Origin of the sequence: Brevundimonas sp., from assembly GCF_041648615.1 — a bacterium.
GTDB lineage: Bacteria > Pseudomonadota > Alphaproteobacteria > Caulobacterales > Caulobacteraceae > Brevundimonas.
Window position 1 is genome coordinate 18,377 of sequence record NZ_JBAZOS010000002.1, and the last position, 19,753, is coordinate 38,129.

The window sequence follows — 19,753 nt, forward strand, 5'->3', positions numbered from 1 at the left end:
CCCTAGACGGGCGCCCCTCGCCGGGCAAGGCGAGCGGGGGTTTCAGCGATCCTTAAGCGACGCGGGCCCATAAGGCGGGCATGAAGTTCATCGACCAGATGCGCCGGCGCGCCGCGCGGTATCTCGACATCGACGCGGTGACGATCGCCTCGCCGCGCGGGGTGTTTTCGCTGAGCTTCGACGACATTCCCGCCACCGCCTGGACCGAGGCGGGGCCGGTGCTGGCGCAGCACGGGGTCAGGGCCACCTACTATGTCTGCGGCGGCCTGGCGGGCGGGCGCAACATGGACCGCGACCAGTTCGAGGTGCGGCATCTGCAGGCGCTGCATGAAGCGGGGCACGAGGTCGGCTGCCATACCTTCGGCCACACCAGCGCGCTGCGGATGGACGCGGAGGCGCTCCGGCTGAGCCTGGACGCCAATTCGGCCTGGGTGGGCGAGCGGCTGGACGGATACCGGATGACGACCTTCGCCTGGCCGTTCGGGGACGCGACCCTGGGGGCCAAGCGGGTGGTGCGCGAACGGTTCGCCATGGCGCGCGGGGTGCGCGACGGGGTCAATGCGGGGCGCGAGGACCGCGCCCTGATCAAGAGCATCGGGCTGGAGAGCCGGCGTCTGCCCGGCTACGACCTCGAGGCGCTGATGGCGGAGACGGCGGCGTCGAAGGGCTGGCTGACGGCTTATGGCCACGACGTCAGCGACCGGCCGACGGACTATGGCTGCACGCCGGACGATCTGGACCGGGTGCTGCGCGCGGCGAAGGCGGCCGGGCTGGAGGTGCTGCCGGTGGCGGCGGCGTGGGACGTCGTGAGATCCTAGGCCGCTTCGGCCAGCCCCGACGCCTTGCGCGCATCCGCCCATCTGATCAGGGCTGCGCGGGGCCAGGCCACGATCCACGAACGGGCGACGTACTCGCCCTTTTCGATCAGGGCGGCGCGGGTCGGGGAACTGGTCGCGGCGCGTTGGGTGTGGATCTCGCCGGGGCCCTGATGCAGCAGGAAGGCGCCGTGTTTCAGCGGATTGACCCGCAGATAGGCGAGGCGCGGGCTGATCTGCTCCAGCGGCGGATCGTAGAACCAGCTGGAGCCCAGCATGCCGGCCATCTCCGGGCGGCGCTTGCAGATTTCGGCGGCCGTGGCCCAGGCGCGGTCCCAGCCCGCCTCGTTGAAATCGGACAGTTCGCGGGCCTCGGTATGCACCTCCAGCCACGGCTTCCAGGCCTGGGCGGCGGCGTAGGCGGGGATCACCGACCAGCCCCAGCCCTCGCGGGCGTGGCGCAGCACCTGGCCCGGCCCCATGGGCGAGGACAGGTCGATCATCTGGGTGCGGGCGCCGGGCACGCTGAGGACCAGTGAGATGCGCACGTCCTTGGCCCAGTAGTCGCGGTCATAGGGATCGGCGGCGGCGGTCAGGAAGTCGGCGAGACGCTGGATCCACTCCGGATAGAGCTCCAGCACGGCGGGCGGCAGATCGGCGGCGGGGACCCGCGCCGGCATTTCCAGCGCCCAGAGCGCGATCAGGGCGCGGCGGTGGTCGTCGGTCAGGGCGGAGCCGAAGGCCTGGACCAGGGCCTCCTCGGCGCGATGGCCGGGCTGGTCGAAATCCCAATGCGGGGCGGAGGCTTCGGCGGCCGCGGCGGCGGCGGCCTTGAGCGCGTGGAGCCGGGCGCGATCTTCCGCCGGGACCCGGGCTAGCACGGCCTCGAAGGCGGCGATCCGGGACTGGGTGAGCGTTTCCATGACCGCAGGATAGCAAACAGCGGTTGTCCGACGGTTAAGGCCGGAGCGGCGCCGCCAGCCTCAGCGGAGGGTCGCCGGGGCGATCCACCACCGGGGATGGGTCATCGCCAGGCGACGGGCCGCCTCGTCAGCCTGATCCGGGGTGTCGAACAGGGCGAAGACCGTGGCCCCGGAGCCCGACATCCGGACCAGCCGTACGCCGGGCAGGCGCGCCGTCTCCGCCAGCGTTTCGCCGATGACCGGTTCGAGCGAGACCGCCGGCGCTTCGAGATCGTTTCGCTGAACCGCCAGCCAGTCGATGACCGCGGACAGGCTCCAGTCGTCGGGCGGCCCGGGGCGATCGGCCGACCCGCCCCGCCCTTCGTCAAAGGCGCGATAGACGGGCCCCGTGGGCGACGGGACGCCGGGGTTCACCAGCAGGGCCGGGAGGGGCGGCAGGCGCGGCTCGAACGTCAGCCGGTCGCCCCGGCCCTCGGCCCAGGCGGCGCGGGCGTGCAGGCACATGGGCCCGTCGGCGCCGATTCCGGCCGCGATATCGGCCAGGGCCGCGTCGTCGAGCGTCAGACCCAGCAAATCACGGGCGCCTTTCAGCGCGGCCCCGGCGTCGGACGAGCCCCCGCCGAGGCCGGCGGCGATGGGCAGCCGCTTGTCCAGTGCGACGGAGACAGGCGGGTCTCCCGCGCCGGTCGCCCGGCCCATGGCCCGCAAGGCCTTGAGGATGAGATTGTCGTCATCGCCGGACAGGACTCGGCCGAAGGGGCCGGTCACCGTCAGGGACAGCCGCTCCGCCGACTCAACCGCAACCCCGTCGCCGATGTCGGCGAACGCCACGAGGCTGGCGAGCGGGTGATAGCCGTCCGCCTCCACCGGCCCGACGTGCAGGAACAGATTGACCTTGGCGGGCGCGAGAAGGGCCGGCGTCATGCCTCAGGGCTGGCCGCCGCCGGCCACGGACGCGGGCTCGGTCAGGCCGCGGACCAGCTTCTGCTCCACCTCGCTGCGGCGCTCGGCGTCCGGCTCGAGCGTCAGCACCCGGTTCCACTGCCATTCAGCCTCGCGGCGGCGTCCGACCTGCCAGTAGGCGTCGCCGAGGTGATCGACGATCTCGGCGTTGCCCGGCTCCTTGCCGACGGCCTCTTCCAGGGTCTGGACGGCGATGTCGTACTGTCCCTGACGGAACTGGGCCCAGCCCAGCGAGTCCTGGATGTTGCCGTCCTCAGGCCGGGCCGCGTGGGCGCGGGCCAACATCTGGGCGCCCTCGGCCACGCGACGGCCGCTGTCGACCCACAGATAGCCGAGATAGTTCAGGATGGTCGGGTCATCGGGCTGGGCCTGCAGGGCGGCCCAGAGCTCGGCCTCGGCCTCGTCGATCCGGCCCAGATTCTCCAGCGCCGCGCCCCGCAGGAAGCGGAACTCGGGGGGTTGGGCGGCGACGTTGATGGTCGGCCGGTTGAGGATCTCCAGCACCTCCGCGTGCCGGCCCATGCCCTGGAGATGGGCGGCCAGGGCGTAGGCGAAGGCGGCCTGGTTCTGAGCGGCCGTGTCCGCACGCCTGAAGGCCTCCAGCGCGGCGGCATCGTCGCCCCCGGCGCCCAGAGCCATGGCCAGCCCGACCTGGGCCCGCGCATAGGTGATGAGATCGGTCCGGCCGACGCGCGAAAACGCTTCCTGGGCCAGCAGGGGCTGGCGGCCATTGCTGAGGGCCTGCCCCAGCTGCAGGACGGTCAGATCGTCGGGGTGCAGGTTGTCGGCGAGACGCAGATAGATCGCCGACACCTCATGGTTTTCACCCGCGGTGGTCTGCAGGGCGGCGAAGACGAGCGCGTCCGACGCGCGCTCCAGCGCGTCGGCGGCCGCGGGAGGACGGCCCCGACCCAGCACCCGGGCGCGACCGGTGAGCGCCTCGGAGTCCGGATTGCCGCCCGACAGTGCGGCTTCGTAGATCGCCAGCGCCTCGTCCCGGCACCCCTGCCGTTCGAGAAACCCGGCGTAGTCCAGGGCGAACAGCATGGCGCCCGCGGGAGCCGCCATCAGAATCTTGTATTCGGCCTCAGCCTCGGCGAAGCGGCGGCGGCTTTCCAGCAGACTGGCGCGCTGCTGATGCAGGATCAGGCCGGCGGGGTCGGCAGGCGGCGCGTCCACGACCTTCAGCGCCGTATCCCAGTCGTCCGCGGCGGCGGCGATGGTCGGGGTCAGATAGCGGGCCGCCGGGCTGAAGATCTCGAACGGGGCGTCGGTCAACAGGGCGAGGCTTTGACGGGCGTTTCCGGACCGCAGGTTCTCCACGACCTCGATGAGGCGGCCGACCTCGGCCAATTGCGGCGTGTCAGAAACGGTGGACGTCAGGCGCGCCACGGCGCCGAGATCGCCGGAGAACAGGCCCGAGCGGAACGCCTCTTCGCCAAGCACCGGCTGTTCCGGGGCGAGGGCGTGGGCTTCCGTCAGGAACTCCGAGCCCGCCGCGCGGTCGCCGCGAATGCTGGCGAGGCGTCCGGCCAGATAGAGGCCGTAGGCGGACTGGCCCGCGGCGTCGACGGGCACGGGGGCCCAGACCGCAGGGATGGGCGGCGCCGGGGGTTCGACCGCCGGCGCGGCTTCCGGCGGGACCTCGACGATGATCGCGGGCGACTGCGGAACGGGGACGGCCTCGACCGGCGCAGGGATTCCGATCGGGGGATCCTGAGCCCAGGCAGGCGAAGACAGCGCCGTCAGGGCGCAACCGGTCAGCAGAAGGGCGAAACGAGAAATGCGCATGACGGAACCCTCACCGCATTATGCGGCGACGACAAGGCCCCCTCGCATCGCCTCTGTCACATATTCGGGTAGTTGGGGCCGCCGCCGCCTTCGGGCGTGGTCCAGACGATGTTCTGGGACGGGTCCTTGATGTCGCAGGTTTTGCAGTGGACGCAGTTCTGGGCGTTGATCTGGAAGCGCGGATTGTTCCCGGCCTCGTCGTACAGCACCTCATAGACGCCCGCGGGGCAGTAGAGCCGCGCCGGCTCGCCATACAGCGGAAGGTTCACCCGGATCGGGACCGAGGGATCCAGCAGCTTCAGGTGGGCCGGCTGTTCCTCGGCGTGGTTGGTGTTGGAGACGAAGACCGAGGACAGCTTATCGAACGACAGCTTTCCGTCGGGCTTCGGATAGGCGATCGGCTTGTGCTTCGCGGCTTTTTCGGTCGAGGCGGCGTCGGTCTTGCCGTGTTTCAGGGTCCACGGCAGGTTCACGCCGAGCAGGGACGAGACCCACATGTCGAACAGCCCCAGCGCCCCGCCGAGGGTCGTGCCGAATTTCGACAGATAGGGCTTGGCGTTCCGGACCTGCTTCAGCTCCTTGTAGACCCAGCTGGCCTCATAGGCCGTCTGGTATTCGACCAGCTGATCGCCCGAGCGTCCGGCCACGACCGCGTCATAGGCAGCGTCGGCGGCCAGCATGCCGGTCTTCATCGCATTGTGGCTGCCCTTGATGCGCGGCACGTTCACGAAGCCGGCCGAACAGCCGATCAGGACGCCGCCGGGGAAGCTGAGCTTCGGCACCGACTGGAAGCCGCCCTCGGTGATGGCGCGCGCGCCGTAGGAGATGCGGGTCCCGCCCTCCAGATGCTCGCTGATCGCGGGGTGGTGCTTGAAGCGCTGGAACTCGTCGAACGGCGACAGGAAGGGGTTCTTGTAGTTCAGGTGCACGACGTAGCCGATGGCCACGTAGCGATCACCGAAATGATACATGAAGCTGCCGCCGCCGGTGAATTCGTCCAGCGGCCAGCCGGTGGTGTGCTGGGCCAGGCCAGGGCGGTGCTTCTCCGCCGGGACCTGCCACAACTCCTTGAGGCCGATGCCGAATTTCTGCGGCTGGGCCGTGTCGCACAGGTTGTGGCGCGCCATGACGGTCTTGGCCAGCGAGCCGCGCACGCCCTCGGCGATGAAGACGTATTTGCCGTGCAGTTCGATGCCGGGCTGGAAGTCGTCGGTGGGCCTGCCGTGGCGGTCGATGCCGAAGACGCCGGCGACGACGCCCTTCACGCGGCCCGTCGGTTCGTCCCAGACCACATGGCTGGCGGCCATGCCGGGATAGACCTCGACGCCCAGGCCTTCCGCCTGCTCGCCCAGCCAGCGCGCCAGATTGCCGAGGGAGGCGATGTAGCAGCCGTCGTTGTGCATCACCGGCGGCAGCAGGGGCATGGGCAGGGAGACCTGTCCCATCGGCCCCAGCACCATGAACCGGTCCTCGGTGACCGGCGTCTCCAGCGGCGCGCCGCGTTCCTTCCAGTCGGGGAAGAGTTCGGTCAGGGCGCGGGGGTCGATGACCGCGCCGGACAGGATATGGCCGCCGATCTCGGCCGATTTCTCCAGCACGGCGACGGTGATGTCCTTTCCGTCCTTCGCGGCCCGCTGCTTCAGACGGATGGCGGCCGACAGACCGGCGGGGCCGCCGCCGACGATGACGACGTCGTATTCCATGACCTCGCGCTCGACCCCGGCCAGGGCCTCGGCGGGCGGCAGTTTGTCGATCACGGCTTCCTGCCAGGCGTTTGTCGCGCCGCCCTCGATCGCATCCTCGGCCATGCCCTGATTTCCTCGTCGTCGGTGGGGTCCGGTGTTTTCCGCTTATCGGAAGGTGACGCAAGGGTGGTCAAGGACTATCCCTGTGCGGACCGTCATGATCACCCAGCCCCTCGCCGCCGCCGCGACCGAAAGCCTGCTCGCCTTCTGGCGCGACGCGGGGGTCGACGCCTGTTTCGAGGACGCTCCGGTCGACCGCACCCATGTCATCCCGCCGCCCGCCGTCAAGGCGGTGGCGAAGGCCACGGCCTCGGTCGTCGTCGCCCCCCACGCCGGGGACGCCCTGTCCGAGGCGCGCCGGCTGGCCGCCGGCGCCGGTACGCTTGAGGCCCTGGGTCAGGCGATCGCGGCTTTCGAAGGCTGTTCGCTGAGGGGCATGGGAGCCACGCAATCGGTGTTCAGCCGCGGAAACCCCGAGGCGCCGGTGATGATCATCGGCGAGGGTCCGGGCGCGGAAGAGGACCAGCAGGGGCGACCCTTCGTCGGCAAGGCGGGCAAGCTGCTGGACCGGATGCTGGCCGAGGCCGGGCTGGAAGGCCGGGTGTTCATCACCAACACCGTCTTCTGGCGGCCGCCGGGCAACCGCACGCCGACGCCGGCCGAACAGGCCGTCTGCGCGCCGTTCGTGGAGCGGGCCTTCGCCCTGCTGAAGCCGAGGGCGGTGCTGCTGCTGGGCGCCGCGGCGGCCAGGTCGGTGCTGGGCACGGACGAGGGCATCATGCGGCTGCGGGGTCAGTGGCGGGACTGGCGGTTGCCCGAGGGCGCGGTCTCGGCCCCGGTGCTGCCCACGCTGCACCCGGCCTTCCTGCTGCGTCAGCCGATGGCCAAGCGTCAGGCCTGGGCGGACATCCTGTCGCTGGCGGCCCGGCTGGACACGGATAACTGAGCCCGTTCATCCTTCAGACTCAAAACTGCCCCAAAATGGGGAGAAATCTTGACATGGGCCGGGCGCGGTGGCGCCCTTTGTGCCTGACGACCGAACGAACAGCGCGAACCGGCCCGGGTCGAGACGGGCTTGCTGAACGCTTCAAGGGGGCCGCCTCAGTGCAGTTTGATTTCCGCCGTGCGTTCATCGCGCCGACGTTGGCCCTGGCGTTCTGCGCCATGGCGACCGCCGGCCGGACCGAGGAAGTCCGGCGCGCACCCACGGCCCTGAGCGCCGCGGATCGCCTGAGCTACACCACCGCCTTCGACGCCCTCCGCCGCGGCGATCTGGACGCAGCCCGCGCGTCCGCGCGTCAGGCCAACGACCGCGTCCTGCTGGGCCAGGTCGAGTTCGAACGCCTGTTCCACGCAGACTACACCGCCACCTATGAGGAACTTTCGGCCTGGCTGGCGGAATACGCCGACCTGCCGTCCGCCGAACGCGCCTGGACCCTCGCCATGCGGCGCCGTCCGGACGGCGCCCCGGAGCCCCGGCAGCCGTCCCGCATGGGCGGCGGCCGCAACTGGAACAGCATCGCGGCCGCCGGCGGCAACACCGAGGGCGATCCGATGAAGGCCGCCCGGGTGGCCCTCAATCGCGACGACCTGACCGGCGCCGTCGCCCTCGGCGACCAGCTCGGGGATTGGTGGACGGTCGGTCTGGCCCAGTACCGGCTGGGCGAGTTCGGCCAGGCCAAGGTCGCCTTCGAGCGCGTGCTGGACGATCCGACCGAGGACGGCTGGGTCCGTTCCGGCGCCGCCTTCTGGGCCGCGCGGTCGGCCGGCCGGTCGGGCCAGCAGGACCGGGTCCAGCCCCTGCTGCGCCGCGCCGCGGCCTGGCCGGCGACCTTCTATGGCCAGATCGCCCTGCACCAGCTGGGCGAGGCGCCGACGATCGAGAACATGGGACCCGTTCCCTATGGCGCGCCCGCCCTGCAGCGCACCGCCTACCAGCCGGACGAGCCGATCGGCGTCGACGCGGACGAGCTGGAAGAGTTCGTGCGCAACGAACCGCGCGCCCGGCGCACGGTGGCCTTCTTCGAGATCGGCCGCCGCACCGACGCGCGCGATGAGTTGAAGACCGGCTTCCGCGCCGCGGCCACCGACAAGGGCCGCCAGCTCTGGGCCGCCCTGGGCCGGGCGCTCGGGCCGCGGGTGACGGGATCGGGCGACGACGTGCGCCGGGTGGACGCCGACCGCTACCCCCAGCCGGTAATCGAGCCGGACGGCGGGTTCACGGTCGAACGCTCGCTGGTCTATGCGGTCGCCCGCAAGGAGACCGATTTCAACGCCCGGGCCCGCTCGGGCGCCGGGGCCTATGGCCTGATGCAGGTGATGCCGACGACGGCGGCTGAACTGACCGGCGACCGCGGCTTCATCAGCGAGCCCGAGCGACTGTTCCAGCCCAACGTCAATGCGCGGCTGGGTCAGGCCTATCTGAACCGCGTGCTGGCCCTGCCGGCCATCAACGGCGACCTGCTGCGCGCGGCGGCCTCGTACAACGCCGGGCCGGGCCCGATGGTCATGGCCGTGCGCAAACTGGGCCAGGACGCCGACCCGCTGCTGCTGATTGAGACCATCGACGTGCCCCAGGCCCGCGAATATGTCGAAAAGGTCGTGGCGGCCTACTGGATCTACCAGCGCATGAACGGCCGTCCGCTGCATACCCTGGACGCCGTGGCGTCAGGGGCGACGCGGATTCCGCTGGCTCTGGACTATGTCGCGCCGCCGCCGCCGACTCCGGCTCCGGTGCAGGCGATTGATCTGGCCTCGGCCTCCACGACGGCCGGAACCAACTAGATCACGCTGACCAGCAGCAGCGCCGGCAGACAGCAGGCGATCACGATCATCAGCCCATAGACCATCAGGCTGGGACGACGTGTTCCGGGCTGTTCGACGGGCATGGACATGGCGACCCCTGAACGCGCTGGCGTTCGTGCAGGGAGAAAATACCGCCGTTGTCTTAAAGCCCGGTTCCGCGGATCGGTTAATGGTTCGCCAGCGCCTCGGCCGACCATTCCAGGAAGTCGGGCTGGGCCAGCAGGGCGTCGCGGTAGGCGGCCGCGGTCCCGTCGTCGCCGTGGGCGGCCAGATCGATCCGGAAATGCCGGAAACGCGCCGCCACCGGGGTGAAGAAGGCGTCGGGGACCGACCATTCGCCGAACAGATACGGCCCGCCCTCGCCGAACCGGGTCCGCATCTCGCGCCAAAGGGCGACGATGCGGCGGATGTCCTTCGTGACGGCCTCGCCCGTCGGCGCCGGCGCGCGGTCCGGGCCGACCATGGTGTGGTCGGGGCCCATGCCGCATTCGGTGCGCAGAGCCATGAAGCCTCCGTGCATCTCGCAGGCCGCCGAGCGGGCCAGCCAGCGGGCGTGGGCGTCGGCGGGCCAAAGCCGGGCCTCGGGATAGCGTTCGGCGCACCAGACCGAGATGGCCATGGAGTCCCAGATGGTCTCTCCCTCCACCTTCAGCAGCGGGACAAGACGGGACGGCGAGATGCGCTCGAGCTCGGCCTGGCCGTCGGGCGAATAGATGTCGATCTCGCGCACGGTGAAGTCCGCCCTGCAGCGCTTCAGCACCAGCCAGGGCCGCAGCGACCAGGTCGAATACAGACGCGGTCCGATGATCAGTTCCATGAGGCCCCTCCAGCGATGCAGCCTCAATGCAATACGGCCGGCGCGGCTTCGCCGCCAGTCGCGGAAGGCCGAGTTCGCCACAGCCCGGCACAAGCGGCGCTTGACTCAACCGGTCGCCGGACCGACACGACCGGCCCATGATCAGCCGCTATTCCCGCCCCGCCGCCGTCGCCATCTGGTCCCAGGAGACCAAATACCGGATCTGGTTCGAGATCGAGGCCCACGCCGCCACCCGGATGGCCGAGCTGGGCACGATTCCCGCCAGCGCCGCCGAGGCGATCTGGGCCAAGGGCAAGGATGTGGTGTTCGACGCCGACCGCATCGACGAGATCGAACGCACCACCAGGCACGACGTGATCGCCTTCCTGACCCATGTGTCCGAGATCGTCGGCGACGAAGCGCGGTTTCTGCACCAGGGCATGACGTCGTCTGACGTGCTGGACACCTGTTTCGCGGTGCAGCTGGCGCGCGCTTCGGACCTGCTGGTCGAGGGCGTCGACCGGGTGCTGGCCGCGCTGGAGAAGCGGGCGCAGGAACACAAATTCACCCCCTGCGTCGGGCGCAGCCACGGCATCCACGCCGAGCCGGTGACCTTCGGCCTCAAGCTGGCCGGCTATCACGCCGAGTTCCAGCGGGCGAAGCGCCGGCTGCTCACGGCCAAGGAAGAGATCGCCACCTGCGCCATCTCCGGCGCGGTCGGGACCTTCGCCAATGTCGATCCGGCGGTCGAGCAATACGTCGCCGACAGGATGGGTCTGGCCGTCGAGCCGGTCTCGACCCAGGTCATCCCGCGCGACCGGCACGCCGCCTTCTTCGCGGCCCTGGGCGTCGTCGCCTCGTCGGTCGAGCGCCTCGCCATCGAGATTCGCCACCTGCAGCGCACCGAGGTGCTGGAGGCGGAAGAACCGTTCGATCCGGGCCAGAAGGGCAGCTCGGCCATGCCGCACAAGCGCAACCCGATCCTGACCGAGAATCTGACCGGTCTGGCGCGGCTGGTGCGCTCGGCGGTGGTGCCGGCGATGGAGAACGTCGCCCTTTGGCATGAGCGCGACATCAGCCATTCCTCGGTCGAGCGCGGCATCGGGCCGGACGCCACCATCCATCTGGACTTCGCCCTGCATCGTCTGGCGGGGGTGGTCGAGCGGCTGCAGGTCTATCCGGCCAATATGGAGAAGAACCTGAACCTGCTGGGCGGGCTGGTGCATTCCCAGCGCGTCATGCTGGCCCTGACCCAGGCAGGCGTGAGCCGCGAAGACGCGTATGCGGCGGTGCAGGAGAACGCCATGAAGGTCTGGCGCGGCGAGGGCCGGTTCCTCGACTTCCTCAAGGCCGACGCCCGGGTGACCCTGCCGGCCGAACAACTCGAGGCCCTGTTCGACCTCGGCTATCACACCAAGCACGTGGACACGGTGTTCGCGCGAGTGTTCGGCCCCGAACAACACTGAGGCCATGACGCTGAAACGCGCCTTCGACCCGGTCGTCGACGCGAACACGCGCCTGCTGATTCTCGGCAGTCTGCCGGGAGACGCCTCGCTGAAGGCGGCGCAGTACTACGCCCATCCGCAAAACGCCTTCTGGCGGCTGACCGGCGGGGTGATCGGGATCGACCTGGCCGCCCTGCCCTATGCCGACCGGCTGGAGGCGCTGAAGGCGGCGGGCGTGGGTCTGTGGGATGTGATCGCCCGCGCGGACCGGGCGGGCAGCCTCGACGCCGCCATCCGCAACGCGGAGGCCGCCGACCTGAACCGGCTGGTCGACAGTCTGCCGGCGCTGAGGGCCGTCGCCTTCAACGGCGGAACGGCCGCCCGTCTCGGTCGCCGCGGCCTGGCCCCCCGGCCCCACATCACCCTCATCGACCTGCCGTCGTCCAGCCCCGCCTACACCCGGCCATTGTCAGAGAAGGCGGCGGCCTGGGCGATCTCGGGGTCTTTCCTCGCGGTCCGGTGACGGGGGTGCGGTCACGTGTCGCGCCTCAATACGGGCCCGGCCTGCATCCTTTCCTGCCCTGAACAGTACCTCCCCCCGAACCGCCGGCACGGCGGTCGCTCAGGAGAAAAGCCATGAAAATCACCAGAACCGCCACGCTCGCCGGCGTATCGATCGCCGCCATGCTCGCCCTCGCCGCCTGCAACAACGCCGAAGAAGCCGCTCCGGCGGACGCCGCGGCGACCGACACCAGCGCCATGGCCCCCGCTCCGGCCGCCGCTGGCACCGTCGTCGCCGTGGCCCAGGGCAATCCCGACTTCAGCACCCTGGTCAGCGCCGTCACGGCCGCCGATCTGGGCGCGACCCTCGGCGGCGCCGGCCCCTTCACCGTCTTCGCCCCCACCAACGCCGCCTTTGAGAAGATCCCGGCCGCCACGCGCGACAGCCTGATGGCTCCCGCCGGCAAGGCTGATCTGACCAAGATCCTGACCTATCACGTGGTTCCGGGCCGGGTGGACGCGGCGACGCTGACGCAACAGATCCAGGCCGGCGGCGGCAGCGCCGCCCTGACCACGGTCGAAGGCGGCACGCTGACCGCGCGCGCCGGCGCGGATGGCGTCGTCACCCTGACGGACGAAAACGGCGGCGTCTCGCGCGTTGTCCAGGCCGACGTCGCGGCCTCGAACGGCGTCATCCACGCCATCGACACCGTGGCCATGCCCAACTAGGGGCAGAAGCCTTCGAAACGAGAAGGGCCGCTCCATCGCTGGAGCGGCCCTTTTTCGATCTGACGGGAGAGAGCGCTTACTCGCCGTTGCGAATCTGCTCGCGCGCCACCGAGGACAGCTCGTCCATCTTGCGGCGGATTTCGCCCTCGGAGACGGTCAGGCCGGCGCCCTCCAGGTCCTGGGCGATCTTGCGGTAGACGTCTTCCTCGCCCGGCTGTTCAAAATCGGCCTTGACGATGGCGCGGCCGTATTCTTCGGCGCTGTCGGCGCCCAGGCCCATTTTTTCGGCCGCCCACAGGCCCAGGAGCTTGTTCCGCCGGGCAACCGCCTTGAACTCCTGTTCCTGATCGAGGGCGTATTTGGACTCGAAGCCCTTTTCCCGATCGTCGAAGGTCGTCATGCGCGTCGCCAGGCTCCATCAGGCGGCCATGAGCGGGGCCGCGGTGGAGGTGGTCTATATCCACCCGATGGCCGAACGCAACCAGAACTGACGGGGTTGCGGCGACGTGATCGCCGCAGCCGCCGAACGGCCGCTGTTTGTATCGCGGCGCCGCATCCGCTAAGGGGTTCCGCGACTTTTTCCCGCACGCCCGCGATTCCGGATCAAGCCGCCCAGACCCGGGTCTGGCCGCGCGATTTGCGTTTCCGGCGCGCCCCGCCCGGACCAGACATGATGAACGTCAAACGCAAGAAGCTCTACGAGGGCAAGGCCAAGATCCTCTACGAGGGTCCCGAGCCCGGCACCCTGATCCAGTATTTCAAGGACGACGCCACCGCCTTCAACGGCGAGAAGAAGGCCCAGCTGGAAGGCAAGGGCGTCATCAACAACCGCATCAGCGAATTCATCATGGCGCGCCTCAACGGCATCGGCGTGACCAACCACTTCATCAAGCGGCTGAACCTGCGCGAGCAGCTGATCCGCGAGGTCGAGATCATTCCGCTGGAGGTCGTCTGCCGCAACATCGTCGCCGGCTCGATGAGCCAGCGCCTCGGCATCGACGAGGGCACGCCCCTGCCTCGCTCGATCATCGAATTCTATCTCAAGAAGGACGAGCTCAACGACCCGATGGTCACCGAGGAGCACATCACCGCCTTCAACTGGGCCACGACCCAGGAGCTGGACGACATCCTGGCCATGACGGTGCGGGTGAACGATTATCTGTCGGGCATGTTCGGCGCGGTCGGCATCACCCTGGTCGACTTCAAGATCGAGTTCGGCCGGGTGTGGGAGAACGACTTCAGCCGGGTCATCCTGGCCGACGAGATCAGCCCTGATTCCTGCCGCCTGTGGGACACCAACACGGGCGAGAAGCTGGACAAGGACCGCTTCCGCCGCGATCTGGGCAATGTCATCGAAAGCTACACCGAGGTGGCCCGCCGCCTCGGCATCATGAAGGACATGCCGACCGTGATTCAGGGGGGACTGCACTGATGGCGAGGGTCAAGGTTCACGTCTTCCTCAAGCCGGGCGTGCTGGACGTCCAGGGCAAGGCCGTCGAAGGCGCCCTGCATGGTCTGGGCTGGGCCGGGGTCGCCAACGCCCGCGTCGGCAAGCTGATCGAGTTCGACCTGGACGGCGCCGCCGATCCCGCCGCCGAGGCGAAGAAGATGTGCGAGCAGCTGCTGGCCAACACGGTGATCGAAAGCTACCGCATCGAGGTCGCGTGAAACGGCTGATCCAGTTCTCGGTCGCGGCCTTCGTCGTGGTCTGCGTGCTGATCTTCGCCGCGGCCCTGGCCGGCGGCCTGACCGACGAGGCGGCCTTCACGCCCGCGGCGAAGGAAGCGGCGCACTAGGGACGTTCTACGGGGCGACCCGGACCGCGATCATGCGTTAGGATCACGCCCAACCGCAGCGAGGAGCGATCCATGGCCTTCACCGTCACGTCCAAAGGCTTCACCGACGGCGGCGCCCTGCCGGACGCCCAGGTTCACGCCAAAGGCAACCGGTCGCCGCAGCTCGGCTGGTCCGGCGCGCCCGAGGGAACGAAGAGCTTCGCCGTCACCTGCTACGACCCCGACGCGCCGACGGGCTCGGGGTTCTGGCACTGGACGGTGGCCAACATCCCCGCAGACGTCACGGAACTGGCGGAAGGCGCGTCATCGGACGGCCTGCCCGAGGGCGCGGTCGAAGGTCGCACCGACTTCGGCGAACCCGGCTTCGGCGGCGCCGCCCCGCCTCCGGGGCATGGACCCCATCGCTACATCTTCACCGTCTTCGCCGTGGACACGGAGCGGCTGGAGGTGACGCCGGAAAACTCGGGCGCCTTGTTCGGCTTCAACCTGCATTTCCACACCCTGGCGAAGGCGTCGGTCACCGGCGTGTACGAGAACAAGGGCCACGGCTGATCACCGTCGTCGCGGCTGACACATTCTTCCGGCAATCAGAAGGATGGGGCAGAGTTGTCTCGGGGGGAGCAGCCGTATGCGTTCGGGAATTCTTTCGGTTCTGAGCTTCACCGTGGCGCTCGCGCCGCTGTCCGCCGCCCTCGCGCAGGCGGCGCCGGATCGGCCCTGGACCGAGGCGCAGGCATGTCTTGCGGAACCGGACGTGGCCATCTGCTGGTTTCGGGGCATGGTGCATCGGAGCGGGCCGGGCCTTCTGGTCACGGACCCGGACCTGGAAGACCGTCCCGATATCCTGATGCTGGCCGGCGCGACGACGCCGGTCCCGGCCCAGCCGCCCGCCGGCGAGTTCCCCGAAAACCTCGAGACCAGGCCCTTCTTCGACGCCATCGACGCCGCAGCCGCCGCCGCCAGGGCCGGGTCGGACGCGGAAGCGGTTCTCGCCCCCTTGCAGGCCCTGCCCGTCACCGGGGGCTACGCCATGATGAATCCGCTTCAGGAGGGGTTGTTTTCGTTCGGTCGGCTGGACGCCTATCAGATGATCACGACCGCCCTGATGCGGCCCGGCGTCCAGACGCCCGAACCGGAGCGTCTGGCCTCCGCGATCATGGCCGCCTGGGAAGTGGATCTTTCGGGAGCCGACGAGGCCGCGGTCCTGGGGGCCGATTCCACGGACCTGGCCAGGCTGTATGCGCAGCGGGGCGACACGGCGGCGGCGCGCCGGGTTCTGGCCCGTCTGTCGCCGGAGAACGAGCCGGCGCTGATCAACGCCCTCGTTGATCTCGACCTGTTCGCGGAGGCGGCGGCGGTGTCGGACGCGGCGGACGCATCGCACAGCCTGGGCCGCCTGCGCCGGAGACAGGCGGTGCTCGAACAGGTGGCGGTCGCTCAGATGGCGGAGTTCGAGGCGGTCCGGGATGCGGCCTTCGAGGAGATGCTCGCCGACCTTACTCCCGAGCAGCGCGCGACCCTGCTGGCCATGCAGGCCGAGGCGAACGAAGCGGAGACCGCAGAAGACCCCGCCGTCCTTGAGGCGGGCGTCATGCAGGAGGCCGAGGACGAACTGGCCTCGGCGCGTGACGGACTGCTGGCCAAGGCTGACCGCGCCGGCAAGGCCGCCCTCGTGCGGGGGACAGCGCGACAAACGTTCGAGGAGGCGATGCGCGCGGCCGACGCCTTCGGCAGCGGCTCCCGGCTGGCGCGCGCCCTGACGCTTCTGGTGCAGACCAGCGAGGCGCCCGAGGCCGTCGCGCTGACCGAGCGGGCCGAAGCCCATGCCCGGACCAGAGGCGACAGCCATCTGCAACTCCTGCTGCCGGCGATCCACGCGGCCTGGCTGGGGCTGGACCGTCCCGATCGGGCCGAGGCGCTGATCGAGGAATGGCGGCCTCTCGCCGCGGCGCAGGGCCGCGCCTTCGCGGATGGGCGAGATCCTCAGGGCGTCCTGTCGGGCGACGGCCAGCCGGGCGCGACGCAGGGCCTGCAGACCATCCTCCTGTCCCGCGACGACATCGCCGGAGCCCGGGCCCTGGGTTGGTTGCCGCCCGACGCGGCGTTGCGACGGGATTTCACCGCCGGGCGGGGAATCTCGCGTCTGGACAGTCATCTGGCGGCGGCCACGCCGGATGATCAGCGACAGATGCTGATCCATTGCTGGCATATGGCGCTGGAAGCCGGTGACCGGGTCTCGGCCGCCGTCTGCGTGGAACGTTTCGCCGACCTGGCCGATACGCCGATCGGGCGCTCGACCGCCGCTGACGCGCTTCTGCAGGTCGCGGGCGCGGCCGCGATGAAGGACGACGTCGCGACCGCCTTGCGGTTGACCCGGCGCGCGCTGGCGACGGGAAGCGCGGTGGAGCAGGGGGAGTCCCCCGAACCGGGGTCCTATTTCTCCCTGACCATCCACCTGCGCGACGTGGCCAAGGCGATGCTGCGCCGGGACGGACGGCTGCCCGCCCTTCCGGCGCGGGCGGGCGACCCTTCCTCGGGTCATGACGCCAGTGACTGACAAGCCGGCCGAACGCTGCTAAAGGGCGCCGCCATGAGCGCAGCCGTCATCGTCTTCCCGGGTTCCAACTGTGATCGCGACTGCAAGGTCGCCATCGAACGCTCCACCGGCGAGCAGGTCCAGATGGTCTGGCACCAGGAGACCGAACTGCCGTCGGGGCTGGACCTGATCGTCCTGCCGGGCGGATTCTCTTACGGCGACTATCTGCGCTGCGGGGCCATGGCGGCGCAGGCGCCGGTCATGCAGGCGGTGAAGAAGGCCGCCGACGACGGGGTCGCCGTGCTGGGCATCTGCAACGGCTTCCAGATCCTGTGCGAGGCCGGCATGCTGCCCGGGGCCCTGCTGCGCAACGCCGGACTGAAATACGTCTGCAAGCCCATCAGCCTGACGGTCGCCAACGGCCAGACCCGCTTCACCGCCGGCTACCAGGGCCAGCGGGAGGTGATCATGACCCAGGGCAATGGCGACGGAAACTATTTCGCCGCGCCCGAAGACCTCGCCCGGCTCGAGGGCGAAGGCCAGGTCGTGTTCCGCTATGTCGACAATCCCAACGGCTCGGTGAACGATATCGCGGGGGTGCAGAACGCGCGCGGCAATGTGCTGGGCATGATGCCGCACCCGGACCGCGCCTTCGAGGAAGAGCTGGGCTCGGCCGACGGCGCGATCCTGTTCCGCAGCGTCTTCGCCGCCGCCTGAGCCCCGCCGCCGCTCAGACTCCCCAGGCCTTGCCGCCGGCGCCATAGCCGTCGATCGCCTGGAACATCGCCGACACCAGCGCGCGCTCCTCTTCCGTCACCTCCGCCTTCCAGACGTCGAAGATCAGAATGGTGCGGTCCTGGTCGCTTTCGTTCGCGGCCTCATGCTCGACGGTGTCGTCGAAGGCCCAGGCCTGTCCTTCCTTCCATTCGCGCACCTCATTGCCGACCCGGAAACGCGAGCCGGGCGGCGCGATCAGCGGCAGGTGACAGATCAGACGGGTGTTGATCAGGCCGTGGTGCGGCGGGATGCGCGCCCCGGCCTTCAGCCGCGAGAAGAGGATGGACGGCGTCCGTCCGGGGACCCGGCAGAGAGGAACATCGGCCAAGGCCTCGAGCGTGCGCGGACAGCGGCGCGCGATCTCGGGCTGTTCCTCGCCGTCCTTCCACAGATACAGGGCGCTCCAGCTGGCGTTGGACGCCATGCCCAGGTCGTCGCGGTTCGGACGGTCGGCCCGCGGCTCGACATAGGGACGGAACAGATCCGGTTCGGCCAGCAGCGCTTCCAGCTCGCCCCGGATCCCGGACGCCGCCGCCTCGACCGCCGCCAGCCAGGGCAGGGTTTCACGCGGCTGGAACTGGATCTGCGGCAGGCCGGGGAACAGGTAGAAGCGCGGCTCCTGTTGATACAGCCGCTTGCGGCCGGCCATCAAATCCAGAGACAGGGCGAACCGGTCGCTGGACGTGGCTGCATCGAAACCCGCCCGGGCGAGGCTGTCTGTCAGGTAGGTGTTGAAGGCGGCCGCCTGATCCCGCACCGCGGCCTGCGCGCGACGCAGTTCCGCCACCAGATCGGCGGGCAATCCCCTGCCATCCCCGGCCGCGCGCAGGGCCGAACTGTAGAAGCTGGCCCCGGCGCGGGCGTCGCCCAGTCCCAGCAAGGCGTCGCCCTTGGCGATCAGGGCGCGAAGATCACGAGGGTCGGACGACAGGGTCCGGTCGGCATCAGCCAGCCGGGCCTCCCATCCTTTCTGATCCGCAGCCTCGTCCATTCGTTGATCGGAGGTCGGCGAGCGGCGTCCGTCAAGCTGAAACCGCAGACGACGGATTGAACCCGCCACGAAGCGCCCCGGTCCGGAAATGAAACCTTGGCCGCTCCGCGACGTACTTAGGGGTAAGCCGTCCCGAGGAGTTTCCCATGTCGTCCATCGTTCGAGCCACCCCCGCCCAGACGACCCGGCGATTGATCGTGCTGGGAACCGCGCTTTTCGCCGTGATCGTCGGTCAGGCGCAGGTGGCGCTGGGCTGGGGCCAGACGCCCGCGGAGTTCTCCGCGGACAGCGACACGACGCTGAGGGTGGCCGGCTACGCCTTCGCCATCTGGGGCGTCATCTATCTGGGTCTGCTGGTCTACGCCGTGCGTCAGGTGCTGCCGCAGACGGGCGAGAGTCTGTTGATCCACCGGTTCGGCTGGCCCTCGGCCCTGGCCTTTGCCGGCATCGGGCTGTGGGTCGTCGCCGCCGCCCTGGACGCCGAGGTCGCGACCATCGTGCTGATCTTCGGCTCGCTGGCGGTGGTGCTGATCCCGCTGTTGCAGAACGCCGGCGCCATCCGGGCCCTGCCCGTCCGCGAGCGCGACCGCTGGATGGTGGTCTGGCCGATGGCGCTGCTGGCGGGATGGCTGACGGTGGCCGCGCCCCTGAACCTGATCACCGTAGCCACCGGCAACGGCGACCTGCCCGCTTTCCTGTCGCCGACCGTCTGGGCGGTGATCGCCATCGGCGTGGTGGTCGCGGCCGCGCTCGCCGTGACGCAGCGGATCCGCACCGTCGCCTACGTCATCCCCATCGCCTGGGGCCTGCTGGGCGCCTTTGTCGCCGAACAGCCGCGGAACACGACCCTGGCCTATGTGGCGCTGGCGGCGGCGGTCGCGGTGCTGGTCGGGGCGATCATATTGAGCCTCGGCCTGATCCGCGGCGTCGAACGGCGTGACGCGGTCAGGAACGACACCTAGGCCGCCGGTCTATTCGACCTCGTCTTCGACCGTCTGATCGTCGTTGGCGGCGTGTTTGAACGCCCGCTCGGCGGCGGCGGACGCCCCGGCGTCGTCGGCGGCGATCTCCGGGGCGTCGGGATCCTCGGGGGTCGCGGCGGGGTCGATGGGTTGGTCAGGCATCACGGCCTCCTTCGGC

The 19,753-nt window shown here is 69.8% G+C and carries 21 protein-coding genes; 13 read left to right on the forward strand and 8 right to left on the reverse strand.

Annotated features, from left to right (window positions below):
- Positions 1 to 80: 80 nt before the first annotated feature.
- Positions 81 to 818: a polysaccharide deacetylase family protein gene (locus tag WC555_RS01430; protein ID WP_373250503.1), complete on the forward strand. Its 738-nt coding sequence runs from the start codon at positions 81 to 83 to the stop codon at positions 816 to 818.
- On the opposite strand, the gene WC555_RS01435 is transcribed toward WC555_RS01430, so the two are convergent.
- From WC555_RS01435 to WC555_RS01450, 4 genes are read right to left on the reverse strand one after another with little or no spacing between them, the layout of a single operon-like run.
- The gene (locus WC555_RS01435) at positions 815 to 1,738 is read right to left on the reverse strand and encodes a hypothetical protein (RefSeq protein WP_373250504.1); all 924 of its coding nucleotides are present in this window, start codon (positions 1,736 to 1,738) and stop codon (positions 815 to 817) included. The two genes, WC555_RS01430 and WC555_RS01435, sit on opposite strands and share 4 nt — an antisense overlap.
- 60 nt (positions 1,739 to 1,798) lie before the next feature.
- Entirely contained in the window at positions 1,799 to 2,662 is an 864-nt protein-coding gene (locus WC555_RS01440) for a 4-(cytidine 5'-diphospho)-2-C-methyl-D-erythritol kinase (RefSeq protein WP_373250506.1), read from the reverse strand.
- A gap of 3 nt (positions 2,663 to 2,665) precedes the next feature.
- Complete coding sequence (locus tag WC555_RS01445; RefSeq protein WP_373250508.1) at positions 2,666 to 4,492, reverse strand: tetratricopeptide repeat protein; 1,827 nt, start codon at positions 4,490 to 4,492, stop codon at positions 2,666 to 2,668.
- Positions 4,493 to 4,548: 56 nt separating this feature from the next.
- A complete protein-coding gene (locus WC555_RS01450) occupies positions 4,549 to 6,195 on the reverse strand; it encodes an electron transfer flavoprotein-ubiquinone oxidoreductase (protein ID WP_373250770.1) in 1,647 nt (548 codons plus the stop codon).
- Positions 6,196 to 6,394: 199 nt separating this feature from the next.
- Here WC555_RS01450 and WC555_RS01455 point away from each other — a divergent pair, with 199 nt between their 5' ends.
- Together WC555_RS01455 and WC555_RS01460 are read left to right on the forward strand one after the other, a co-directional pair.
- Positions 6,395 to 7,183, forward strand: a complete 789-nt coding sequence (locus WC555_RS01455) for a uracil-DNA glycosylase family protein (protein ID WP_373250510.1) — start codon at positions 6,395 to 6,397, stop codon at positions 7,181 to 7,183.
- Between the two features lie 158 nt (positions 7,184 to 7,341).
- Complete coding sequence (locus tag WC555_RS01460) at positions 7,342 to 9,021, forward strand: lytic transglycosylase domain-containing protein (protein ID WP_373250511.1); 1,680 nt, start codon at positions 7,342 to 7,344, stop codon at positions 9,019 to 9,021.
- 187 nt (positions 9,022 to 9,208) lie between these two features.
- On the opposite strand, the gene WC555_RS01465 is transcribed toward WC555_RS01460, so the two are convergent.
- The gene (locus WC555_RS01465; RefSeq protein ID WP_373250512.1) at positions 9,209 to 9,859 is read right to left on the reverse strand and encodes a glutathione S-transferase; all 651 of its coding nucleotides are present in this window, start codon (positions 9,857 to 9,859) and stop codon (positions 9,209 to 9,211) included.
- 137 nt (positions 9,860 to 9,996) lie between these two features.
- Between WC555_RS01465 and purB the strand changes: the two genes are divergently transcribed.
- The 3 genes from purB to WC555_RS01480 all read left to right on the forward strand — a co-directional run bounded on the left by purB (position 9,997) and on the right by WC555_RS01480 (position 12,513).
- A complete protein-coding gene (gene purB, locus WC555_RS01470) occupies positions 9,997 to 11,304 on the forward strand; it encodes an adenylosuccinate lyase (protein ID WP_373250514.1) in 1,308 nt (435 codons plus the stop codon).
- A gap of 4 nt (positions 11,305 to 11,308) precedes the next feature.
- Positions 11,309 to 11,806 (forward strand): DNA-deoxyinosine glycosylase, encoded by a 498-nt coding sequence (locus tag WC555_RS01475; protein ID WP_373250516.1) that lies wholly within the window; start codon positions 11,309 to 11,311, stop codon positions 11,804 to 11,806.
- A 113-nt stretch (positions 11,807 to 11,919) separates the two neighbouring features.
- Entirely contained in the window at positions 11,920 to 12,513 is a 594-nt protein-coding gene (locus WC555_RS01480; RefSeq protein WP_373250517.1) for a fasciclin domain-containing protein, read from the forward strand.
- 76 nt (positions 12,514 to 12,589) lie between these two features.
- Here the strand turns inward: WC555_RS01480 and WC555_RS01485 are convergent, their stop codons facing one another.
- A complete protein-coding gene (locus tag WC555_RS01485; RefSeq protein ID WP_373250519.1) occupies positions 12,590 to 12,913 on the reverse strand; it encodes a DUF1476 domain-containing protein in 324 nt (107 codons plus the stop codon).
- Positions 12,914 to 13,186: 273 nt separating this feature from the next.
- Here WC555_RS01485 and purC point away from each other — a divergent pair, with 273 nt between their 5' ends.
- The 6 genes from purC to purQ all read left to right on the forward strand — a co-directional run bounded on the left by purC (position 13,187) and on the right by purQ (position 17,562).
- Positions 13,187 to 13,945, forward strand: coding sequence for a phosphoribosylaminoimidazolesuccinocarboxamide synthase (purC, locus tag WC555_RS01490; protein WP_373250772.1), 759 nt, complete (start codon positions 13,187 to 13,189; stop codon positions 13,943 to 13,945).
- A complete protein-coding gene (purS, locus tag WC555_RS01495; RefSeq protein ID WP_292030663.1) occupies positions 13,945 to 14,181 on the forward strand; it encodes a phosphoribosylformylglycinamidine synthase subunit PurS in 237 nt (78 codons plus the stop codon). Before purC ends, purS begins: the two co-directional genes overlap by 1 nt.
- Positions 14,178 to 14,309 carry a hypothetical protein gene (locus WC555_RS01500; protein WP_373250521.1) on the forward strand — a complete coding sequence of 44 codons (132 nt, stop codon included), beginning with the start codon at positions 14,178 to 14,180 and terminating at the stop codon, positions 14,307 to 14,309. Before purS ends, WC555_RS01500 begins: the two co-directional genes overlap by 4 nt.
- A gap of 72 nt (positions 14,310 to 14,381) precedes the next feature.
- A complete protein-coding gene (locus WC555_RS01505; RefSeq protein ID WP_373250524.1) occupies positions 14,382 to 14,861 on the forward strand; it encodes a YbhB/YbcL family Raf kinase inhibitor-like protein in 480 nt (159 codons plus the stop codon).
- A gap of 76 nt (positions 14,862 to 14,937) precedes the next feature.
- Positions 14,938 to 16,866: a hypothetical protein gene (locus WC555_RS01510; protein ID WP_373250526.1), complete on the forward strand. Its 1,929-nt coding sequence runs from the start codon at positions 14,938 to 14,940 to the stop codon at positions 16,864 to 16,866.
- A 33-nt stretch (positions 16,867 to 16,899) separates the two neighbouring features.
- Positions 16,900 to 17,562, forward strand: coding sequence for a phosphoribosylformylglycinamidine synthase subunit PurQ (gene purQ, locus WC555_RS01515; protein WP_373250527.1), 663 nt, complete (start codon positions 16,900 to 16,902; stop codon positions 17,560 to 17,562).
- A gap of 13 nt (positions 17,563 to 17,575) precedes the next feature.
- Here purQ and WC555_RS01520 read toward each other — a convergent pair whose 3' ends face one another.
- Positions 17,576 to 18,613, reverse strand: coding sequence for an aspartyl/asparaginyl beta-hydroxylase domain-containing protein (locus tag WC555_RS01520; RefSeq protein ID WP_373250528.1), 1,038 nt, complete (start codon positions 18,611 to 18,613; stop codon positions 17,576 to 17,578).
- 146 nt (positions 18,614 to 18,759) lie between these two features.
- Here WC555_RS01520 and WC555_RS01525 point away from each other — a divergent pair, with 146 nt between their 5' ends.
- Positions 18,760 to 19,575 carry a hypothetical protein gene (locus WC555_RS01525; RefSeq protein ID WP_373250530.1) on the forward strand — a complete coding sequence of 272 codons (816 nt, stop codon included), beginning with the start codon at positions 18,760 to 18,762 and terminating at the stop codon, positions 19,573 to 19,575.
- 9 nt (positions 19,576 to 19,584) lie between these two features.
- On the opposite strand, the gene WC555_RS01530 is transcribed toward WC555_RS01525, so the two are convergent.
- On the reverse strand, positions 19,585 to 19,737 hold the full coding sequence (locus WC555_RS01530; RefSeq protein WP_373250531.1) for a hypothetical protein: 153 nt from the start codon (positions 19,735 to 19,737) through the stop codon (positions 19,585 to 19,587).
- Between the last annotated feature and the right edge of the window lie 16 nt (positions 19,738 to 19,753).